21 protein-coding genes are annotated in these 19,421 nt (G+C 73.1%); 13 read left to right on the plus strand and 8 right to left on the minus strand.

The window, feature by feature from the left end:
* Nucleotides 1-35 precede the first annotated feature (35 nt).
* From dprA to J2X64_RS13645, 3 genes are all read left to right on the plus strand, one after another.
* Nucleotides 36-1,178 carry a DNA-processing protein DprA gene (gene dprA, locus J2X64_RS13635; RefSeq protein WP_310155419.1) on the plus strand — a complete coding sequence of 381 codons (1,143 nt, stop codon included), beginning with the start codon at nt 36-38 and terminating at the stop codon, nt 1,176-1,178.
* A 58-nt stretch (nt 1,179-1,236) separates the two neighbouring features.
* The gene (locus tag J2X64_RS13640; RefSeq protein ID WP_310155421.1) at nt 1,237-2,151 is read left to right on the plus strand and encodes a tyrosine recombinase XerC; all 915 of its coding nucleotides are present in this window, start codon (nt 1,237-1,239) and stop codon (nt 2,149-2,151) included.
* Nucleotides 2,152-2,379: 228 nt separating this feature from the next.
* Nucleotides 2,380-3,150, plus strand: coding sequence for a DUF3152 domain-containing protein (locus J2X64_RS13645; protein ID WP_310155423.1), 771 nt, complete (start codon nt 2,380-2,382; stop codon nt 3,148-3,150).
* Nucleotides 3,151-3,181: 31 nt separating this feature from the next.
* Here the strand turns inward: J2X64_RS13645 and J2X64_RS13650 are convergent, their stop codons facing one another.
* Together J2X64_RS13650 and J2X64_RS13655 are read right to left on the minus strand one after the other, a co-directional pair.
* Nucleotides 3,182-3,916 carry a M23 family metallopeptidase gene (locus J2X64_RS13650; protein WP_310155426.1) on the minus strand — a complete coding sequence of 245 codons (735 nt, stop codon included), beginning with the start codon at nt 3,914-3,916 and terminating at the stop codon, nt 3,182-3,184.
* A 134-nt stretch (nt 3,917-4,050) separates the two neighbouring features.
* The gene (locus J2X64_RS13655; protein ID WP_310155427.1) at nt 4,051-5,220 is read right to left on the minus strand and encodes a pyridoxal phosphate-dependent aminotransferase; all 1,170 of its coding nucleotides are present in this window, start codon (nt 5,218-5,220) and stop codon (nt 4,051-4,053) included.
* 94 nt (nt 5,221-5,314) lie between these two features.
* Between J2X64_RS13655 and J2X64_RS13660 the strand changes: the two genes are divergently transcribed.
* Nucleotides 5,315-6,733 (plus strand): glycosyltransferase, encoded by a 1,419-nt coding sequence (locus J2X64_RS13660; RefSeq protein WP_310155429.1) that lies wholly within the window; start codon nt 5,315-5,317, stop codon nt 6,731-6,733.
* 17 nt (nt 6,734-6,750) lie between these two features.
* Nucleotides 6,751-7,182, plus strand: a complete 432-nt coding sequence (locus J2X64_RS13665; protein ID WP_310155432.1) for an SET domain-containing protein — start codon at nt 6,751-6,753, stop codon at nt 7,180-7,182.
* Here J2X64_RS13665 and J2X64_RS13670 read toward each other — a convergent pair.
* Nucleotides 7,179-8,429, minus strand: a complete 1,251-nt coding sequence (locus J2X64_RS13670) for an MFS transporter (RefSeq protein WP_310155435.1) — start codon at nt 8,427-8,429, stop codon at nt 7,179-7,181. The two genes, J2X64_RS13665 and J2X64_RS13670, sit on opposite strands and share 4 nt — an antisense overlap.
* A gap of 259 nt (nt 8,430-8,688) precedes the next feature.
* Here J2X64_RS13670 and rpsB point away from each other — a divergent pair, with 259 nt between their 5' ends.
* The 3 genes from rpsB to J2X64_RS13685 all read left to right on the plus strand — a co-directional run bounded on the left by rpsB (nt 8,689) and on the right by J2X64_RS13685 (nt 10,989).
* A complete protein-coding gene (gene rpsB, locus J2X64_RS13675; protein WP_310155438.1) occupies nt 8,689-9,615 on the plus strand; it encodes a 30S ribosomal protein S2 in 927 nt (308 codons plus the stop codon).
* 41 nt (nt 9,616-9,656) lie between these two features.
* Nucleotides 9,657-10,487 carry a translation elongation factor Ts gene (gene tsf / locus J2X64_RS13680; protein WP_310155441.1) on the plus strand — a complete coding sequence of 277 codons (831 nt, stop codon included), beginning with the start codon at nt 9,657-9,659 and terminating at the stop codon, nt 10,485-10,487.
* Nucleotides 10,488-10,803: 316 nt separating this feature from the next.
* On the plus strand, nt 10,804-10,989 hold the full coding sequence (locus J2X64_RS13685) for a hypothetical protein (RefSeq protein ID WP_310155444.1): 186 nt from the start codon (nt 10,804-10,806) through the stop codon (nt 10,987-10,989).
* A 1-nt stretch (nt 10,990) separates the two neighbouring features.
* Here J2X64_RS13685 and J2X64_RS13690 read toward each other — a convergent pair whose 3' ends face one another.
* Together J2X64_RS13690 and J2X64_RS13695 are read right to left on the minus strand one after the other, a co-directional pair.
* Nucleotides 10,991-11,485 carry a phosphoribosyltransferase family protein gene (locus J2X64_RS13690; protein ID WP_310155447.1) on the minus strand — a complete coding sequence of 165 codons (495 nt, stop codon included), beginning with the start codon at nt 11,483-11,485 and terminating at the stop codon, nt 10,991-10,993.
* A 13-nt stretch (nt 11,486-11,498) separates the two neighbouring features.
* Nucleotides 11,499-13,460 (minus strand): M13-type metalloendopeptidase, encoded by a 1,962-nt coding sequence (locus J2X64_RS13695; protein WP_310155451.1) that lies wholly within the window; start codon nt 13,458-13,460, stop codon nt 11,499-11,501.
* A 51-nt stretch (nt 13,461-13,511) separates the two neighbouring features.
* Between J2X64_RS13695 and J2X64_RS13700 the strand changes: the two genes are divergently transcribed.
* The 5 genes from J2X64_RS13700 (at nt 13,512) to rlmN (ending at nt 17,777) form a co-directional block, all read left to right on the plus strand.
* On the plus strand, nt 13,512-14,177 hold the full coding sequence (locus J2X64_RS13700) for a maleylpyruvate isomerase N-terminal domain-containing protein (protein WP_310155454.1): 666 nt from the start codon (nt 13,512-13,514) through the stop codon (nt 14,175-14,177).
* A 56-nt stretch (nt 14,178-14,233) separates the two neighbouring features.
* Entirely contained in the window at nt 14,234-14,986 is a 753-nt protein-coding gene (gene pyrH / locus J2X64_RS13705; RefSeq protein ID WP_310155459.1) for a UMP kinase, read from the plus strand.
* Between the two features lie 79 nt (nt 14,987-15,065).
* A complete protein-coding gene (gene frr, locus J2X64_RS13710; RefSeq protein WP_310155461.1) occupies nt 15,066-15,623 on the plus strand; it encodes a ribosome recycling factor in 558 nt (185 codons plus the stop codon).
* Nucleotides 15,624-15,654: 31 nt separating this feature from the next.
* Complete coding sequence (locus J2X64_RS13715) at nt 15,655-16,575, plus strand: phosphatidate cytidylyltransferase (protein WP_310155464.1); 921 nt, start codon at nt 15,655-15,657, stop codon at nt 16,573-16,575.
* Nucleotides 16,572-17,777 (plus strand): 23S rRNA (adenine(2503)-C(2))-methyltransferase RlmN, encoded by a 1,206-nt coding sequence (gene rlmN, locus J2X64_RS13720; RefSeq protein WP_310155467.1) that lies wholly within the window; start codon nt 16,572-16,574, stop codon nt 17,775-17,777. Before J2X64_RS13715 ends, rlmN begins: the two co-directional genes overlap by 4 nt.
* A 7-nt stretch (nt 17,778-17,784) precedes the next feature.
* On the opposite strand, the gene J2X64_RS13725 is transcribed toward rlmN, so the two are convergent.
* The 3 genes from J2X64_RS13725 to J2X64_RS13735 are packed head-to-tail and all read right to left on the minus strand — an operon-like array spanning nt 17,785 to nt 19,374.
* A complete protein-coding gene (locus J2X64_RS13725) occupies nt 17,785-18,276 on the minus strand; it encodes a hypothetical protein (protein ID WP_310155469.1) in 492 nt (163 codons plus the stop codon).
* Nucleotides 18,273-19,025 (minus strand): hypothetical protein, encoded by a 753-nt coding sequence (locus tag J2X64_RS13730; RefSeq protein ID WP_310155472.1) that lies wholly within the window; start codon nt 19,023-19,025, stop codon nt 18,273-18,275. The genes J2X64_RS13725 and J2X64_RS13730 overlap by 4 nt, the downstream gene beginning before the upstream one ends.
* Nucleotide 19,026: 1 nt before the next feature.
* Nucleotides 19,027-19,374 (minus strand): hypothetical protein, encoded by a 348-nt coding sequence (locus J2X64_RS13735; protein WP_310155473.1) that lies wholly within the window; start codon nt 19,372-19,374, stop codon nt 19,027-19,029.
* Nucleotides 19,375-19,421: the final 47 nt, after the last annotated feature.

The raw sequence follows: 19,421 nt of genomic DNA on the forward strand, positions 1-19,421 counted from the left end.
ACGGTGCGTCGCGTGCCGACGCCTCGCCTGCCGAGGTGCGACATTGCCTCGAGCGTGTCCTGCGGCAGGTCGACGACGAGCGCACGGCCCGGATCGCGTGGGCTCGACTGTCGGAGCCGGAGGACCCGGTGGTCGCCCAGCTGGTGGCGGGCGGCGGGGCCCTCGGCGCGCTGCACGGCCTCGACCCGGACGGCGAGCTGGCACGCCGGCTCCATCCCCGGCTCGCCGAGCTGGACCTGACCTGCGAGCCGCGGATCCTGGCGGCCCTCTCCGCGCGGGTCGTCGTGCCGGGGGACGACGAGTGGCCCCCCGGCGTCGAGGACCTCGTCCCGCCGCTGTGCCTGTGGGTGCGCGGCCCGGCCGACCTCGCGACCGTGGGCGAGCGGAGCGTCGCCCTCGTGGGGGCACGCGCCGCGACCGGGTACGGGCTGCACGCGACCGGGTACGGGCTGCACATGGCCCGTGAGCTCGGGGCAGGCCTGGCCGAGCGCGGCTTCGCCGTCGTGTCCGGCGCGGCGTACGGGATCGACGCGGCGGCCCACGAGGGCGCCCTCGTCGCTGGGGGAACCACGGTCGCCGTGTTGGCTGGAGGCATCGACCGCGCCTACCCGGCTGGTCACGCCGGGCTGCTCGACCGCATCGCCCGTGCTGGTGCGGTGGTCAGCGAGGTGCCGCCGGGGAGCGCACCCACGCGCTGGCGGTTCCTGAGCCGCAACCGGCTGATCGCGACGCTCGCGCGTGGCACGGTGGTCGTGGAGGCCGGGCTCCGGTCGGGGTCTGGCAACACCGCGCGGCACGCGCGGGAGGCCCGCCGCGTGGTGGGGGCCGTGCCGGGTCCCGTGACCTCTGCGGCGTCGGCCGGGTGCCACGTGCTGATCCGCGACGGTGCCGAGCTCGTGACCGACGTCGGCGAGGTGGTCGAGCTCGTAGGAAGGGTCGGTGAGCTGGCCCCCGTGAAGCGCGCTGCGGTCGACCCGGCCGACCTGCTCGACCCGGTGCACCGGCGGGCATTGGACGCGCTGCCGCATCGTGGCGCCCTCGGGGTCGAGGCGCTCGCGGCCCGGGCCGGGCTCAGCGCCGCGCAGGCACTCGCCGCGCTCGGCGTGCTGGAGCTCGAGGGGCTGTGCCAGCGACAGCGCGGTGGGTGGCGCAAGGCACCGACGACCGCGCCCGAGTAGGTGCTGCTGCGCGGTGCGGCGGCTTGTCCCGGGACGGCGGTCCTGCGACGGTGGGCCGGTGGACGGGCAGAGCGCCGAGGCGGTGACGGCGTACGAGCGGCACCTGCGCAGCGAGCGCGGCCGGTCCGAGCACACGATCCGCGCCTACCTCGGCGACCTCCGCCACCTCGTGCAGTTCCTCGAGGACGAGTGCGGCGTCACGTCCCTGGGAGAGGTCCGGCTGGCGGACCTGCGGTCCTGGCTCGCTCGTCAGGCGCAGTCCGGGGCGGCGCGCTCGACGGTGGCCCGACGGGCGGCGTCGGCCCGGGGCTTCCTGGGCTGGGCCACCCGTACCGGACGCATCCCGGCCGACCCGTCCCTGCGGCTGGCGTCGCCGTCCCGCAGCTCGCGGCTGCCGGAGGTCCTCAAGCCGGCGCAGGCCACGGCCCTGCTCGACGTCGCCGCCGTGGCCAGCGACGACGAGGACCCCATGCACCTGCGGAACCGTGCCGCGCTCGAGCTGCTGTACGCGAGCGGCATCCGCGTCGGGGAGCTCACCGCCCTGGACGTCGACGACGTCGACCTCGCCACGGGAGTCGCGCGCGTCATGGGCAAGGGCGGCAAGGAGCGCACGGTGCCGTTCGGGGCTCCTGCCCGGGAGGCGGTGGAGGCGTGGCTCGTCCGCGGACGACCCCAGGTGGTGACACCCGCGAGCGGTCCCGCGCTGCTCCTGGGCCGTCGCGGCCGGCGGGCCGACCCCAGGCAGGTCCGGGCCGCGCTGCACGAGCTGCTCCGGCACGTCCCGGACGCCCCCGACCTCGGACCGCACGGGCTGAGGCACAGCGCGGCCACCCACCTGCTCGAGGGTGGCGCGGACCTGCGCCTGGTCCAGGAGCTGCTCGGCCACGCCTCGCTCGCGACGACCCAGATCTACACGCACGTCTCGGTCGACCGGCTCAAGCAGTCGTACCGCCAGGCCCACCCGCGCGCCTGAGGGCCGGGTCAAGAGCGGGCGGGCCACCGGCGGGCGGGTCTCGCGCAGAGCCCCCCCGCCCGTGGGCGTGGCGCGGGCCGCCTCCCGGCGGGCTGGGAGCACAATGGCGCCGGACCGTGCGACGGAGGGCGTCGTGCACCGGGACGCAGGGAGGGGTGACGCGGCGTGGGCGACCATCCCCACCATCCCGCTCCCGTCCGGCGCCGCAGGCGGGGTCCGAGCCGCCGCGTGAGGCTGCGCCGCACGCTCGCCGGCGCGCTGGTCCTCGCCCTGCTCACCGTGGTGACGGTGCGCCTCGTGGGTCGAGGTGAGCCGGAGACGCCGACGGCAGCGCGGTCGTCCTCGACCAGCAGCCCGACGGCACGCGCCACCACGCCTGCACCGACAGTGGCGCCCGGCAACGACGACGGGGAGCCCAGCGCGCAGGCCACGTCCGGCGAACCGGCAGGGGTGCCCCAGAACGGCACCGGGAAGATCCGCGTGGTCGCCGTGCCGGCCGTGGCCAACGAGGCCGCCGGGCGCACGGTGCGCTACACCGTCGAGATCGAGGGCGGCCTCGACGTCGAGGAGTCCGACGTCGCGCGCACCGTGCAGTCCGTGCTGCTCGACCCCCGCGGCTGGCAGAAGGTCGACGGCATCCGGTTCGTCAACGTCACCCCAGCCCAGGCTGCTGCCGGTGCGCGCGTCGACATCCGGGTCACGCTCGCCAGCCCGGGCCTGACCGACAAGCTGTGCGCCCCGATGCGCACGCTGTCGCAGGTCTCGTGCTGGAACGGCCAGCGCTCGGTCCTGAACTTCCGCCGCTGGGCGCTCGGCGACGACAGCTACGGCAAGGACGTCGCCCGGTACCGGGTGTACCAGGTGAACCACGAGGTCGGGCACGGGCTCGGCCACCAGCACCGCAGCTGCCCGGGCAGGGGCGAGCGTGCTCCGGTCATGGTCCAGCAGACGCTGTCCCTCGGCGGCTGCAAGCCCTGGCCCTACCCGACGGGCGCCTGAGCCGCTCCGCGCCAGGGATGCCGGCAGTGGCTCAGGGACCGTCGCGCCAGAGCGGCAGCAGCCGTACCCGCACGGGCCCGAGCAGCGTCATCGGGTCGAGGTACTCGCGTCCCCGCAGCGCGCCGAGGTGCAGGCACGGGCTGGGGGAGCAGTGCGAGCCGGCGACCACGACCGTGCCGAGGACCTGACCGGCAGTGACCGTGTCCCCGGTCCGGACCGTGGCGTCCACCGGTTCGTAGGTCGACCGCAGGCCGTCCGGGTGGGCCACCGTCACGGTGGGTCGACCGGCGATGACGCCCACGTGGGTGACCGTGCCGGCCGCCACGGCACGGACCGGCTGCCCAATCGCGGACGCCAGGTCCACCCCGCGGTGGCCGGCACCCCACGTCGACCGCGGCGCGGCGAAGGGACGGGCAACGCGCGGTCGTGGGGTCAACGGCCACTGCCACCTCCCCCGCGGAGCTGGAGCGACCAGCCCGACCCGCGGCCCCCCGATGTCCGTGCGCCCGGCCCGGGCACTCCCGACAGCGGCACGACTGCCTGCGCCACCCTCGACGGAGGCAGCCGGCCCCACCGGCGCGAGCCCAGCGGCGGGCGCCACCGGATCGGGCGCGACGGCGGAGCCCGGCACGCCGGCACCCGGAGACGGTGCGGACGTGGACCTGGCTCCGGTCACGGCTGCCCCGGTCACGGCTACCCCGGCCACGAGGACCGAAGCCCCGAGGGCCGAGGCCACGACCGGGACCATGCTGCGCGCGATGCTCATCCGACCAGCGTGGTGGGCAACGGCTGACGACCCCACCACCGTCGTGAGTGCCTGTGGACGACCTCGCCGCACCCACGAGCGTGTGGAGGACGTCGTCCGAGACGACCCGACCCGGCTGGTTCGGCCCCGGCCGGTCAGCCGGTGGGGTTGCGCACGGCGCCCAGCCGGGCGACCGCGTCGTGCAGCACCTCGTCGCGTTTGCAGAACGCGAACCGCACCAGCGTCCGCGCGGCGTCGACGTCGTCGTGGAACACCGACACCGGTACCCCCACGACCCCGGCCCGGCCCGGCAGCTCGCGGCAGAACTCCAGGGCGTCGACCGCCCCCAGCGGCGCCGCGTCCGCCACGACGAAGTAGGTGCCCGCCGGCACCGACACCTCGAGTCCGGCCCCGCGCAGCCCGGCCACGAGCAGGTCGCGCTTGGCCTGCAGCGACGAGGACAGCCCGGCATACACGTCGTCACCGAGGCTCAGCGCCACGGCGACGGCAGGCTGGAACGGTCCCGAGCCGACGAACGTGAGGAACTGCTTCACCGCCCGCACCGCGGCCACCGCCTCGGCCGGCCCGCTCACCCAGCCGACCTTCCACCCGGTCGCCGAGAACGTCTTGCCGGCCGAGGAGATCGTCAGCGTCCGGTCCCACATGCCCGGCAGCGTCGCGACCGGCACGTGCTCGACCCCGTCGAACACGAGGTGCTCGTAGACCTCGTCGGTGACGACCCACGCGTCGTGCTCGCGGGCCAGGGCGCAGACGAGCTCGAGCTCCTCGCGGCTGAACACCTTGCCGGTCGGGTTGTGCGGCGTGTTGAGCAGCACCAGCCGCGTGCGCGGCGAGAACGCCGCCCGCAGGGACGCCTCGTCGACCGTGAAGTCGGGGAAACGCAGCACCGACGTCCGCCGGGACGCGCCCGCCAGGGCGATCGACGCGGCATACGAGTCGTAGTAGGGCTCGAACGTCACGACCTCGTCGCCCGGCTCGCACAGGGCGAGGATCGTCGCGGCGATCGCCTCGGTCGCGCCCACGGTGACGAGCACCTCGCGGCGCGGGTCGAGGTCGATGCCGTAGAAGCGCTTCTGGTGTGCCGCAACGGCATCGAGCAGCTCGGGCACCCCGGGGCCGGGTGGGTACTGGTTGCGTCCGGCGTCGATCGCGGCCTTGGCGGCGTCGAGCATCACGCGCGGACCGTCGGTGTCCGGGAAGCCCTGGCCGAGGTTGACCGCACCGTGCTCGGTGGCCAGCGCGGTCATCTCCGCGAAGATCGTCGAGCCGAACCCCTGCATGCGCGCCACCAGCGGACTACCCATCTGCGCAGGCTAGCCGCCGTGCCCCCTGCGGCGCCCGACACGGTGCATGGCCGCTGCAGGTTCCCGCCACGGCCCAGCCGTGCCAGCATGAGGTGTGCGCGAGGTGGCGATCGCGCCGGTGCCACTGGACCGGCTCGGCGCGTTGCTCGACCCCCAGCGGGCACAACGGCTTGCGGGGGCAGCCGACCGCGCCCGGTCCCTGTTCGCCGGCCGCACGCTGTGGAACGTCAACGCCACGGCGACCGGAGGCGGTGTCGCGGAGATGCTCCTCGCCCTCCTCGCGTACAGCCGGGGCGCGGGCGTCGACGCCCGGTGGCTGGTTCTCGACGCCGACCCCGAGTTCTTCGCGATCACCAAGCGCCTGCACAACGTCCTGCACGGCAGCCCGGGCGACGGTGGCCCCCTCGGCCCGGCCGAGGCGGCCCACTACCGGGAAGCCCTTGCCCACAACGCCGAGAGCCTCCGTGCCCTCGTGCGCCCCGGAGACTTCGTGCTGCTCCACGACCCCCAGACGGCCGGGCTCGTGCCCGCCGCACGGGAGGCGCGGGCGGCCTGCGTCATCTGGCGCTGCCACATCGGCCGGGACGAGCAGGACGACCTGACCCGCAGCGGCTGGGAGTTCCTCCGGCCGCACCTCGGCGACGTGGACGCGCTCGTCTTCTCCCGGCGCCAGTACGCCCCGGACTGGGTGCCCGCCGAGCGCCTCGCCGTGATCCCGCCCTCGCTCGACCCCTTCACCGCCAAGAACGCCGAGCTCTCGCCCGCGGACGTCGACGCCGCCCTGCGCCGGGCCGCCCTGGTGCTCGCACCCAAGGACCACGGCTCGCTGCGGTTCCGTCGGCGCGACGGCTCGTGGGGGACGGTGCGCCCACACCGCGACCTCACCCTCGACACGGGCCCGGTCGACGCCGAGTCACGCCTCGTGCTCCAGATCAGCCGGTGGGACCACCTCAAGGACATGGGCGGCGTGCTGCGGGCGTTCGCCGACCACCTCCCCGACCTCCCGCGAGACACCCACCTCGTCCTGGCCGGGCCGGACGTCACGGGGGTGGGGGACGACCCGGAAGGCGCCCAGGTGCTCGCCGAGTGCCGAGCCCAGTGGGGCTGCCTGCCCGCGGAGGCGCGGCGCCGGGCGCACCTCGTGTGCCTGCCCATGGACGACATCGACGAGAACGCCCACCTCGTCAACGCCCTGCAGCGACGGGCCGCCGTCGTGGTCCAGAAGAGCCTCGTGGAGGGCTTCGGGCTCACCGTCACCGAGCCCATGTGGAAGGCGCGCCCGGTCGTGGCCTCGGCCGTCGGCGGCATCAACGACCAGGTCGTGCACGGGCGCAGCGGCCTGCTCGTCCGCGACCCCACCGACCTCGACGCCTTCGCCGCAGCGGTGCGGGACCTGCTCGTCGACGAGGAGTACGCCCGGCGGCTGGGCACGGGCGCACGCGAGCGGGTGCGCGACCTGTTCCTCGGCGACCGCCACCTCGTGCAGTACGGGGACCTGTTCGAGCGGCTCTGACCCGTACGCTTCCCGCCATGCCCGTCGAGCGCCGTGCCTCCGCGATCGCCGGTCGCGGGCTGTTCACGACGCGGCCGCTGTCGGACGGCGCGGTCCTCGAGGTGGACACCGCGCTGCTCAACCACTCCTGCGACCCCACCCTCGCCTGGTCCGGCACGCGGCTGGTCGCGTTCCGTGACGTCGCGGCGGGGGAGGAGCTCACCGTCGACTACGCCACGACGACCACCGACCCCGACATGCTCGTGCGGTGCCACTGCGAGACCTACCGGTGCCGCCAGATGGTCACCGGCGAGGACTGGCGGATCCCCGAGCTCCAGCGCCGGTATGCCGGGCACCTCGCCCCCGAGGTCCAGGCCGCCCTCGACGGTGAGGCCGGGCAGGGGAGCGACGCCGGGCGCGGGAGCCAGGGCGCGACGGCCAGGGTGCGGGATCTGGGGCGCCGGAGCTAGGCCGCCTCGGCGTGGGCGATGTGGTCGAGCTGGCGCCAGACCACGACCAGCGTGAGCCCGGCCCCGCCGAACGCGAACCAGAACGGCGCCGCCGCCCCGAACCGGTCGGCGATCTGGCCACCGAGGAACTGGCCCACCAGCAGCCCGACGATGAGGCCGACCCAGTAGACGCTGCCGACCCGCCCCTGGAACTCGTCCGGCGTCGCGCGCTGCCGGACCGCGGAGGACAGCGACCCCCACACGAACGCGTACCCGCCGAACACGACCATGATCGCCATCGCGACCCACGGCACCGTCGTCAGGGCGAGCGCCAGGTGGGTCAGCACCTCCAGCGACAGGCAGATCCGCATGAGCCGGGCGAGCGGCACCTTCCGCTCGAGCCGGTCGTAGAGCAGCACCGACGTCACACCGCCGACGGCCGAGCACGTGGTGAGCAGGCCGAACCCGACCGCGTCGACGTCCAGCCGCTCCTGCGCCCAGTAGACGAGCACGCCCCACGGGGCACCCCACGTCACGTTGAAGATGAAGATCACGAGGGTGAGCGTGCGGATCGGCGCATTGCCCGCGATCCAGCGCAGGCCGTCGAGGATGTCGTGCCCGATGTGCTGCTCCGGGCGCGCGGCGTCCTCCCGGCCCGGCAGCCGCACCTTGGCGAACAGCGCCGCCGCCAGCAGCAGGGCGGCCCCCTGGACCCCGAACGGCACCGCCGACCCGAGCGCGAACAGGCTCGCCCCGACCGCCGGCCCCACGAACTGGTTGGCCACGAGGAACCCCGACATCTGCCGGGCGTTGCCGACCCCGAGGTCGTCCTTCGGCACGATCATCGGCAGCACGGCCCGCCAGCCGGTGTCGGCGAACAGCTCGGCCACCCCCACCGCGAACAGCGTCCCGAGCAGCAGGCCGATCGACACCGTCCCCGTGACGATGGTGGCGACCAGCACCGCCAGGACGGCGACGCGCACGAGGTTGGCCGCGAGCACGAGGCGGCGGCGGTCGACCCGGTCGGCGACGGCGCCGGCATACAGGCCGAACAGGAGGGTCGGAACGTTCTGGACCATCGCGGCGGCAGCGATGAGGGTGGGGTCGCGGGTGAGGGAGGCGACCAGCAGGGGACCGGCCGCGAGGGCGATCCCGTCGCCGAGCTGGCCCACCCACGAGGAGGCGAGGTTCCACCGGAACGCCGTCCCCATCCGCGCGGGGACCGCCCACTCCGTGGCACGGTCGAGGAGGCGGGGCAGGGCGGTCACAAGGACGCGACCCTACCCGCGCGGCACGGGCCCGGGCACGCGATTTCCGGGTGGGGGCGCGCAGGCCGTACGATGGACGGACGACCGGTGTGAGCCGGTCGAATTCGCGCGTCTTCCCACCTGTGACGAGGTCTCCTCCGATCAGGGGCGCACCACGGCAGTCCGGCCGAGCAGGCCGGCGGGGTGCGTGCAGGCGCCAGGCAGGTGGCCGGACCTCGGCCGCCGACGCAACTGACAACGACACAAGGGAGAACACGGCATGGCCGTCGTCACCATGCGCCAGCTCCTCGAGAGCGGCGTCCACTTCGGGCACCAGACCCGTCGCTGGAACCCGAAGATGAAGCGCTTCATCATGACCGAGCGCAACGGCATCTACATCATCGACCTGCAGCAGTCGCTGACGTACATCAACAACGCTTACGAGTTCGTCCGCGAGACCGTCGCGCACGGTGGCTCGATCCTGTTCGTCGGCACCAAGAAGCAGGCGCAGGAGCCCATCGCCGAGCAGGCGACCCGGGTCGGCATGCCGTACGTCAACCACCGCTGGCTCGGTGGCATGCTCACCAACTTCCAGACGATCTCCAAGCGGCTGACCCGCCTCAAGGAGCTCGAGGAGATCAACTTCGACGACGTGGCCGGCTCGGGCCGCACGAAGAAGGAGCTCCTCATCCTCAAGCGGGAGAAGGACAAGCTCGAGAAGACCCTCGGTGGCATCCGCGACATGGCCAAGGTCCCCTCGGCCGTGTGGATCGTGGACACCAAGAAGGAGCACCTGGCCGTCGACGAGGCCCGCAAGCTCGGCCTGCCGGTCATCGCGATCCTCGACACCAACTGCGACCCCGATGAGGTCGACTACAAGATCCCCGGCAACGACGACGCCATCCGCTCGGTCACCCTGCTGACCCGCGTGATCGCCGACGCCGTGGCCGACGGGCTCATCGCCCGCAGCCAGGGCGGCAAGTCCGCCGCCGCCGGCGAGGGTGACGGCAACGTGGGCGGCGACGAGCCGCTGGCCGAGTGGGAGCGCGAGCTCCTCGGTGGCGACGCCGCCCAGGCCGCCGAGACGGTCGCTCCGGAGGCCGGCGAGACCGCCGCCGCCGACGCGCCCGAGGCTGCCGCCGTCGACGCGCCCGAGGCTGCTGCTGCCGAGGCCCCCGCGGCCGACGCGGACTCCGCCAACGCCTGAGCCCACCTGTCCGCAGCGAACGAAAAGAGCTGAGTACATCCATGGCGAACTACACCGCCGCTGACATCAAGGCCCTGCGCGAGTCCACCGGCGCCGGCATGCTCGACGTCAAGAAGGCGCTCGACGAGGCCGACGGCGACCGCGCCAAGGCGACCGAGATCCTGCGCGTCAAGGGCCTCAAGGGCGTCACCAAGCGCGAGGGCCGCACCACCTCCAACGGCCTGGTCGCCGCCCAGGCCGCGGATGGCACGGGCACCCTCGTCGAGGTCCTCTGCGAGACCGACTTCGTCGCCAAGAGCGCGCCGTTCATCGCGCTCGCCGACCAGGTCCTGGCCCAGGCCGTCGCCTCCGGCGCGGCCGACGCCGACGCCCTGCTCAAGAGCACCCTCGAGGACGGCTCGACCGTCCAGGACCTGCTCGACGGCGCCAACGCCACCATCGGCGAGAAGATCGAGGTCAAGCGCGTTGCCCGCGTCGAGGCCCCGGTCGTCGTGTCCTACCTGCACAAGACCAGCCCCGACCTGCCTGCGCAGATCGGCGTCCTGGTCGGTGGCGAGGGTGACGAGGCCGTCATCCGCGACGTCGCGATGCACATCGCCGCGTTCAGCCCCACCGTGCTGACCCGCGACGAGGTCCCGGCCGAGACGGTCGAGAACGAGCGTCGCGTCGCCGAGGCCACCGCGAAGGAGGAGGGCAAGCCCGAGGCCGCCCTCCCGAAGATCGTCGAGGGCCGCGTCAACGGCTTCTTCAAGGAGAACGTCCTGCTCGAGCAGGCGTTCGCCAAGGACGCCAAGAAGACCGTCGCCAAGGTGCTCGAGGAGGCCGGCGCGTCCGTGTCGTCCTTCGCGCGCTACCGCGTCGGCAACAACTGACGCCCTCCAGCGACACCCCAGCGGGGCCCCTCACCGTCCGCGGTGAGGGGCCCCGCTCGCGTTGTCGGTATGCCGCGGGGCCTGGTGAGGCCGAGCGGAGGCCGGGGTGCTCCCGGGTGCTGGCTGTGGCGGCGCGAACCTCTGCTAGCAGACCTTGGCCCGCCCAGCAGAGGGTTGAACCTGCGCTGGGTGCACGAACCTCTGCTAGCAGACCCTGGTGCGCCCAGCACAGGCTCCAACCTGCGCTGAGTGCACGAACCTCTGCTAGCAGAGGTTCGTGGCCCTACGAGTGCCGGACACCCGGCATACTCGCGTCATGGGGAAGAGGACCCGCACGCCGGCGGCGGCGCCGCAGCGCCGCGAGCTGCCGGACTTCACGAAGCTGCCCGCCCGGGTGCCGCCTGAGGCGCTGGTGACGACCCAGCCCGCCTCGGAGGCCCCCGACCCGCAGGGCGGGCGCGACACCGAGACGGAGTTCGTGCTCCGGAACGCCGGGTTCTGACTCAGGCGTCGAGCACGGTGTCTGGGTCCTGCGTCACGGGCGGCTTGTCGCTCCACGGGAAGTTGATCCAGCGGTCGGTGCGCCGCCAGACGTAGTCGCACTTCACGACCGAGTGCGGCTTCTCGTAGATGACCGCCGTGCGCACCTCGCCCACCTTGCCGGCGCAGAACTCCTGCACCGACCGGAGCGTGTGCCCGGTGTCGGCGACGTCGTCGGCGATGAGGATCCGGGCGTCGTGCAGGTCCACGAAGTCGGGTGCGGGCGGGAGGATCCGCGGTACCTCGAGGCGCTCGTCGACACCGGTGTAGAACTCCACGTTCATGGTGTACGTGTTCTTCACCCCGAGGGCGTAGCCGAGGCCACCGCCGATGAGCAGGCCGCCGCGGGCGATCGACAGGACCATGTCGGGCCGGTAGTCAGTCGCGACCGCCGTCGCCAGCTCGCGCACCGCCGTCCCGAACAGCTCCCAGGTGAGGACCTCACGCTCCTCGCTCATCGGCGCTCCCGCCTCAGAAGATGTGGACGCGGTCCTGCGGCGCCAGCCACATCCCGTCGCCCTCGCTGACGCCGAACGCCTCGTGGAACTCGTCGCAGTTCCGCACGGCGTTGGCGCGCACCTCCGTGGGGGAGTGCGGGTCGACCGCGAGCAGCCGCTTGGCCTCCTCCGGCCGGGCCTTGCCCGACCAGACCTGCGCCCAGCCGAGGAAGAACCGCTGGGCCCCGGTGTACCCGTCGAGCTCCGGCACCTCCTGGCCCTCGGTGGCGATGCAGTATGCCGCGTAGCCGATCGCGAGGCCGCCGAGGTCGCCGATGTTCTCGCCGACCGTGAGCGCACCGTTGACCTTCTCATCGGGGGCGGCCAGCGGGGACAGCTCGTCGAACTGGGCGATCAGCGCCTGGGTCCGCTCGTCGAACCGCTTGCGGTCCTCCTCGGTCCACCAGTCGCGCAGGGCGCCCTTGGCGTCGTAGCGCGAGCCCTGGTCGTCGAAGCCGTGGCCGATCTCGTGCCCGATCACCGCGCCGATGCCGCCGTAGTTCACGGCGTCGTCGGCCTCGAGGTCGAAGAACGGCGGCTGGAGGATCCCCGCGGGGAAGACGATCTCGTTCATGAGCGGGTGGTAGTACGCGTTGACCGTCTGCGGCAGCATCAGCCACTCGTCCCGGTCGATGGGGCCGCCGAGCTTGTCGAGCTGGCGTTGGAACTCGAACTCCGCCGCGCGGCGCACGTTCCCGAACAGGTCGTCATCGATGACGAGCGAGGAGTAGTCGCGCCAGCGGTCGGGGTAGCCGACCTTCGGGGTGAAGGCCGCCAGCTTCTCCAGGGCCTGGGCGCGGGTCTCCGGGCCCATCCAGTCGAGGCCCTCGAAGGAGCGGCGGAACGCCTCGACGAGGTTGCCGACGAGCTCGAGCATCCGCTCCTTGGCAGCGGGCGGGAAGAACTCCGCGGCATACAGCTGGCCCACGGCCTCGCCGATCGCGCCCTCGACGAGGGAGACGCCGCGCTTCCACCGCTCGCGGTTCTGCGGCAGGCCGGAGATGACGCGGCCGGTGAAGTCGAACTCGGTGTCGACCCACTCCTTGCTCAGCAGCGGGGCGGCCCAGCGCAGGAGGTGGAAGCTCTGCCACCACACCCAGTGGTCGATGAGCTCCTCGTCGAGCAGCACCGAGACACCCTCGAGGAAGCTGGGCTCGCCGACGATGACGTCCTCGACCGCGTCGCGGGCCTTCAGGCCACGGGCCCAGTCGACCCACATGACGTCGGGGGCGAGTTCCTCGAGGTCGTAGAAGTTGTACGGGTTGTACGTCTTGACCGCGTCGCGGGTGGCCACGTTGTCCCAGTGGTGCTTCGCGATCTTGGTCTCCAGCGCCACCACCGCGGCTGCGGGGGAGCCCTCGGCGGTCGAGCCGTCGCCGATGCCCGCCATCGACAGGAGCTTGGCGACGAACGGCAGGTACGCCTCGCGGACCGCCGCGTGCCGCTCCTCGCGGTAGTACGACTCGTCCGGCAGCCCCAGGCCGCCCTGGCCGAGGTAGACGATGTACTCGTCGGGGTTCTTGGCGTCGGGTGCGACACCCATGTTGAGCAGGCCGGGGACGCCGATGCGCTGGAGGCGGCCCATGGTGCGGAACAGCTCGTCGGTCGCCGTGGTCCTGCCGATGAGCGCGAGGTGCTCGCGGATCGGCTCGAGGCCGAGCTGCTCGACGCGCGCCTCGTCCATGAAGGAGTTGTAGAGGTCGCCCACCTTGCGCGTCGCCGAGCCGGGCTCGGCAGTCGTGTCGGCGGCGGCACGCTCGATGAGCCGGCGCACGCGCTCGTCGGACTGCTCGCGGAGCATGTCGAAGGTGCCGTACCGGCCGCGGTCTCCGGGGATCTCGGTCTGGGCGACCCAGGTGCCGTTGGCGTGCCGGAACAGGTCGTCCTGGGGGCGGACGGACTCGTCGCGGTGACCGGGCAGGATTCCAGACCTCATCCAAGGCTCCTTCGCAGGTGGGTGGGCTGCCACTCTGCCAGACTCGCCCGGATGGAGGACCTGGGGGACGTGCTGGCACAGGCGTGGCTGGAGACCCTCGACCTGGTGGGGAGCCTGGACCCCACAGGCCTGCGGACCGCCACCGACCTGCCCGGCTGGACCGTCCTCGACCTGTCCTTCCACCTCATGCTCGACGCGCAGCGGGCCCTGGTCGTCCTCGCGGACCCCGGGCCGGGCCCCGCGGACACCGACCGGGTGACGTACTGGTCCGGCCAGCAGCCGGGGCTGCCGGGCGCCGATGACCACGCGGCCTACGTGCGGAGGGCGGCCGCCGCATACGCGTCCCCGACCGGGCTCCTGCGGCACTGGGACGACACCGTGCAGGGGGCGCTGGCGGCGGTGCGGCACGCCGACCCCGCCGACCACGTGGCCACCCAGGGGCACGTGCTGGCGGTGCCCGACTTCGTCCACACCCTCGTGGTCGAGGCGGCCGTCCACCGGCTCGACCTCGCTGCCCGGCTGCCGCAGGCGCCGAGCCCGCCCCCGGTGCCGCTGCGCTGCGTGCGGGAGGTGCTCGACGGCCTGCTCGGCCACCCCGTCCCCGTCGAGTGGGACGACGCCACGTACGCCCGCAAGGGCACGGGGCGCACGGCCCTCGACGCGGGGGAGCGCGCCCTGCTCGGGGCGGACGCTGCGCGGTTCCCGCTGTTCGGCTGAGGCCGGTCGAGTGTGGAATCATGCGGTGACCGCCCGACGACTTCCAAGGAGCTGCCGTGACCGCTGCGCCCGAGCAGACCACACCCGCCGCGCACTCTGGGCACTCCCGCCGGGTGCTCCTCAAGCTCTCGGGTGAGGTGTTCGGAGGCGGCAAGATCGGCCTGGCCCCCGACGTCGTCCGGGCCGTCGCCCGCCAGATCGCCCAGTCCGTGCGCGAGGGCATCGAGGTGGCCGTCGTCATCGGCGGTGGCAACTTCTTCCGCGGCGCCGAGCTGCAGCAGCAGGGCCTGGACCGCACCCGCGCCGACTACATGGGCATGCTGGGCACGGTCATGAACTGCCTGGCCCTGCAGGACTTCCTCGAGAAGGAGGGCATCGAGACGCGGGTCCAGACCGCGATCACGATGGGTCAGGTCGCCGAGCCGTACATCCCGCGCCGGGCGATCCGCCACCTCGAGAAGGGCCGCGTGGTCATCTTCGGTGCCGGCGCCGGCATGCCGTACTTCTCCACCGACACCGTCTCCGCCCAGCGTGCGCTGGAGATCAAGTGCGACGCCGTGCTCATGAGCAAGAACGGCGTCGACGGGGTCTACGACTCCGACCCGCGGACGAACCCCGACGCCACCAAGTACGACGAGATCACGTACGAGGAGGCCCTCCAGCGGGGCCTGCGCGTCGTGGACGCCGCCGCCTTCAGCCTCTGCATGGACAACAAGCTGCCCATGGTCGTGTTCGGCATGGAGGGTGAGGGCAACGTCGTGCGGGCGCTGCGTGGTGAGAAGATCGGAACGCTGGTCACCCCCGGGTGACGTGCCGAGCCCGCCCCCTGGCACACCGACCACATCCCGGCGCCGCCCACCAGCGCGGTGCCCGACAAGGAGCATGGACATGATCGAGGAAACCCTTCTCGAGGCCGAGGAGAAGATGGAGAAGGCCGTCGAGGTCGCCAAGGAGGACTTCGCGGGCATCCGCACCGGCCGGGCCACCCCCGGCATGTTCAACAAGCTCACCGTCGACTACTACGGCGCCCCGACCCCGCTGCAGCAGCTCGCGTCCTTCCAGACGCCCGAGGCGCGCACGATCCTCATCACGCCGTTCGACAAGTCGGCGATGCACGAGATCGAGAAGACCCTCCGGGACTCCGACCTCGGCGTGAACCCCAGCAACGACGGCAACGTCATCCGCTGTGTGCTGCCCCAGCTCACCGAGGAGCGCCGCAGGGACTACATCAAGCTCGCGCGCCACAAGGGCGAGGAGGCCAAGGTCTCCATCCGCAACATCCGTCGCAAGGCCAAGGACGAGCTGGACAAGCTCGTCAAGGACGGCGAGGTCGGCGAGGACGACGGCACGCGTGGCGAGAAGGAGCTCGACGCCACGACCAAGAAGTACGTCGACCACGTCGACGAGCTGCTCAAGGGCAAGGAGGCCGAGCTCCTCGAGGTCTGAGGAAGCTCACCCGCCCGACGTGGAGCCGACCGTGACCACCCCCGAGTCCCGCAGCACCCGCCGCGACGCGGGCCGGGGCGACGACCCCGCGCCCGCGCCGGAGCCGGGTCGCCGCGCGTCGTCGCGCTCGGCCCCGGGGCCTGCGCCGTCACGGGCCGGGCGCAACCTCCCCGCTGCCGTCGGGGTCGGCGTCAGCCTGGGGGCGGTCGTCATCGCCTCGCTGGTCTTCCGCAAGGAGCTGATGCTCGTCGTCGTCGCGGCCGCGATCGCGGTCGGCGTGTGGGAGCTGCGCCGGGCCCTGACCCGCGCGGCGATCCACCTGCCGCTCGTGCCCACCCTCGTGGGCGGCGTGAGCATGGTGCTGTCCGCCTACATCGGCGGCGGGCAGGCGCTCGTGGTCACGCTGGGCCTCACCTGCGTCGGGATCCTGCTGTGGCGCGTCGCCGACGGCGTCCAGGGCGCTGTGCGCGACATCGCCGGCGGGTTCCTCGTCGCGGTCTACCCGGGCTTCCTCGCGGGCTTCGCCGGGCTGCTGCTCGCCGCCGACAAGGGGGCGCAGCGGGTCGTCGTGTTCATCCTCGTGACGGTGCTCAGCGACGTCGGCGGCTACGCGTTCGGCGTCCTGTTCGGTCGCCACCCGATGGCACCGTCGGTCAGCCCCAAGAAGTCCTGGGAGGGCTTCGCCGGCTCGGTGCTCACCTGCGTGGTCGGCGGCGCCGCGGCCGTCGTCCTCCTGCTCGACGGGCCCTGGTGGGCCGGGGCGGCACTGGGGGCGGCTGCCGCCGTCGCCGCCACCGTCGGCGACCTCACGGAGTCCACCATCAAGCGAGACCTCGGCATCAAGGACATGAGCAACATCCTCCCCGGCCACGGCGGCATCATGGACCGCCTCGACTCCCTCCTGCTCGTCGCACCGCTCGCGTGGGCCGTGCTCGTGGTGGCGGTCCCGTGACCACCGACCTGCCCGAGCCCACGACCGGGCGCCCGCGCCCGGGCCAGCTGACCTTCTCGGCGCCCCGCCGGGGCAAGCCTCCGCGCCACCTCGCCGACCTCACGCCGGCCGAGCGCAAGGAGGCCGTCGAGGCCCTCGGCCACAAGGGCTTCCGCGCCAAGCAGCTGTCGACCCACTACTTCGAGCGGCTCGTGGAGTCGCCGGAGGAGATGACCGACCTGCCCAAGGCGATCCGCGACGACCTCGTCCGCGACCTGCTGCCGCCACTGCTCACCCCGCTCGTCCAGCGCACGGCCGACGACGGCGCCACCATCAAGTCGGCCTGGCGGCTGCACGACGGTGCGATCGTCGAGTCGGTGCTCATGCGGTACCCGCGCCGGGTGACCATCTGCATCTCCAGCCAGGCCGGCTGCGGCATGAACTGCCCGTTCTGCGCGACGGGCCAGGCCGGCCTCACCCGCAACATGTCCGCCGCCGAGATCGTCGAGCAGGTGGTGTATGCCGCGCGGCAGCTGCGCCGCGGCGACCTGGCCCCCAGCGTGGGCGCCTCCGAGGGCGCCGAGCTCGGCGACGAGGACGGACCGGCCGAGGTCGCCGGCCCCACCCGGATCTCGAACGTCGTCTTCATGGGCATGGGCGAGGCGCTGGCCAACTACAAGGCCGCCATCGGCGCGATCCGCCGCATGACCGACCCCGCCCCCGACGGGCTCGGCATGTCGGCCCGCGGGATCACGATGTCGACGGTCGGGCTCGTGCCGGCCATCGACAAGCTGGCCGGCGAGGGCATCCCGGTCACGCTGGCCCTGTCGCTGCACGCCCCCGACGACGAGCTGCGCAACGAGCTCGTGCCGATCAACACCCGGTGGAAGGTGGACGAGGCCCTCGACGCCGCCCACCGCTACTACGAGACCACCGGGCGCCGCGTCAGCATCGAGTACGCCCTGATCCGCGACATCAACGACCAGGCGTGGCGCGCGGACCTGCTCGGCGAGAAGCTCGCCGCCCGGGGCCGCGGCTGGGTGCACGTCAACCCGATCCCGCTCAACCCGACACCCGGGTCGAAGTGGACGGCATCGCGTCCCGGCGTGGAGCAGCAGTTCGTCGAGCGGCTGCGTGCCCACGGCGTCCCGACGACGATCCGCGACACCCGCGGGCAGGACATCGACGGGGCCTGCGGCCAGCTGGCTGCCGCCACCGCCTAGGCGGGCCTCACCAGGTCCCGGCCGGCCCCCGACCGTCGCCGCCCCGACCGTCGGGCCGTCGACCCCGGTCGTCACCGCCCGCGCCATCAGGGTCCCCGACGTCAGGGCCCGCGCTGCCGGCGGGTGGGTCGGTGGCTGCGTCGTCCTGCACCGGCAGGTGCCCGTGCAGGCCCTGCTCGGCATACGCCTCGCGCTCGGACTCGGGCAGGGACTGCCAGTGCTCCAGGCCGGACTCCACGAGGGGCTCGAGGAAGGCCTGGAAGTCGCCGCTGAAGGCGAGCTCACGCAGGGAGGCCCGCCCGTCGACGACCTCCGCCATGCGGCGCCGCAGCCCCGGGTCCTCGGTGACCTCGGCCAGCCGGCGCAGGTTCTCCCGGACCAGCCGGTCTAGCGCGGGGTTCGCCGCCCCCGCGTGGGGCAGCAGCGGCGGCCGCCCGGACCCGGCAGGGTCGGGGGTGCTGCCGCTGCCGGGTCCGGGCGCCGTGCCGTCGGCGCTCACCCGTCCACCAGGTTGTTGATGTACCCGTGGGACGCGATCTGCACCACCTGGGTCGACTTCACCAGGCCCAGGGTCGCCGGGAAGACGGCCATGATGCCGTCGGCCAGCTGGAAGGCCGTCTCCATCGCGCCGATCGCGTCGTTGACGAGCGAGATCGCGAAGGTCACGCCGGCGCCGACCCCGGCGGCCCCGAGCAGGCCGCCGATCCCGGTCCAGCTGCCCGCGGCTGCGGCGGCGAGGGCGATGCAGATGCCGATGAGGGCGTCCATGAGCGACTCGACGATGTTCTCGACGGCCGTGTAGCAGTGGCGGATGCCGAAGGCCGTCGTGTCACAGTCGTCGGCGAGGGACTGCAGGTTGTCCTTCATCGTGTCGAGCTGGGCGGTCAGGCCGGCGAAGTAGACCTCCATGGCCTCGGCCGCCTCGCCGGTCCAGTCCTGGCGGGCCACCTGGACCTGCCCGCTGATCCCGGTGGCCAGCGAGCCGCAGAAGTCACCCAGGTTGCGGGCCGCGGCGGCGCACGTCGCCACCTCGTCCCAGTTGCCGGCCAGCTTGTCGGCCCAGTACGCCGGGATGTCCTCGCCGCTCACGAGCTCGAAGGCCTTCCAGCCGAAGTGGCCGAGCGAGGGGATCCGGCCGACGAATCCGGTGATGGTGTCCCACTCCTCGCCGATGGGCTGCGAGGGGTAGGGCGTGATGAGGTTCGCCGCAGGGTAGCCGCCTCCGCCTCCGTCGAGGGCCGCCCGCATGTCAGTGGCTCCAGTACGCGCGGTCGAGGCGGACGGCGGCGTCGTGGTCGAGCTGCCGGTAGAGCCTGGCCGCCTGGCGCAGGCCCGTCCCGGAGTCGCCGACCACGCGCTCGAGGTCGGTGAAGAACTCCGACAGGGCGCCGTCGAGGTCGTAGATCCAGCCGATGAAGCTGGTCATCACCGCCCCGCCGTCCCCCTCGAGCTTGAGGTTGGCCGCGGCATACGACCGCGCCTCGCCGCACTGGGTCCCGTAGTCGACCAGCTTCGAGCCCATGGCGCGCACCACCTCGGGCTCGACCCTGAACCGCTCGGAGTGCCCGCCCCCGCCATGTCCGTCGTTGGTCTGCATGCCCTGCTCCTCCCCTGCGTGTCTGCGTCGAACCCTCGCACCACCTC

This window comes from Phycicoccus sp. 3266 (genome assembly GCF_031456495.1).
GTDB lineage: Bacteria > Actinomycetota > Actinomycetes > Actinomycetales > Dermatophilaceae > Pedococcus.

Bases quoted from the DNA above. Each gene is read 5' to 3' on its own strand.
- frr (WP_310155461.1), top strand. From the start codon at position 15,066: ATGATCGAGGAAACCCTTCTCGAGGCCGAGGAGAAGATGGAGAAGGCC.
- J2X64_RS13735 (WP_310155473.1), bottom strand. From the start codon at position 19,374: ATGCAGACCAACGACGGACATGGCGGGGGCGGGCACTCCGAGCGGTTC.
- J2X64_RS13665 (WP_310155432.1), top strand. From the start codon at position 6,751: ATGCCCGTCGAGCGCCGTGCCTCCGCGATCGCCGGTCGCGGGCTGTTC.
- J2X64_RS13655 (WP_310155427.1), bottom strand. From the start codon at position 5,220: ATGGGTAGTCCGCTGGTGGCGCGCATGCAGGGGTTCGGCTCGACGATC.
- J2X64_RS13650 (WP_310155426.1), bottom strand. From the start codon at position 3,916: ATGAGCATCGCGCGCAGCATGGTCCCGGTCGTGGCCTCGGCCCTCGGG.
- J2X64_RS13685 (WP_310155444.1), top strand. From the start codon at position 10,804: ATGGGGAAGAGGACCCGCACGCCGGCGGCGGCGCCGCAGCGCCGCGAG.
- J2X64_RS13695 (WP_310155451.1), bottom strand. From the start codon at position 13,460: ATGAGGTCTGGAATCCTGCCCGGTCACCGCGACGAGTCCGTCCGCCCC.
- rpsB (WP_310155438.1), top strand. From the start codon at position 8,689: ATGGCCGTCGTCACCATGCGCCAGCTCCTCGAGAGCGGCGTCCACTTC.
- J2X64_RS13730 (WP_310155472.1), bottom strand. From the start codon at position 19,025: ATGCGGGCGGCCCTCGACGGAGGCGGAGGCGGCTACCCTGCGGCGAAC.
- J2X64_RS13700 (WP_310155454.1), top strand. From the start codon at position 13,512: ATGGAGGACCTGGGGGACGTGCTGGCACAGGCGTGGCTGGAGACCCTC.
- J2X64_RS13690 (WP_310155447.1), bottom strand. From the start codon at position 11,485: ATGAGCGAGGAGCGTGAGGTCCTCACCTGGGAGCTGTTCGGGACGGCG.
- tsf (WP_310155441.1), top strand. From the start codon at position 9,657: ATGGCGAACTACACCGCCGCTGACATCAAGGCCCTGCGCGAGTCCACC.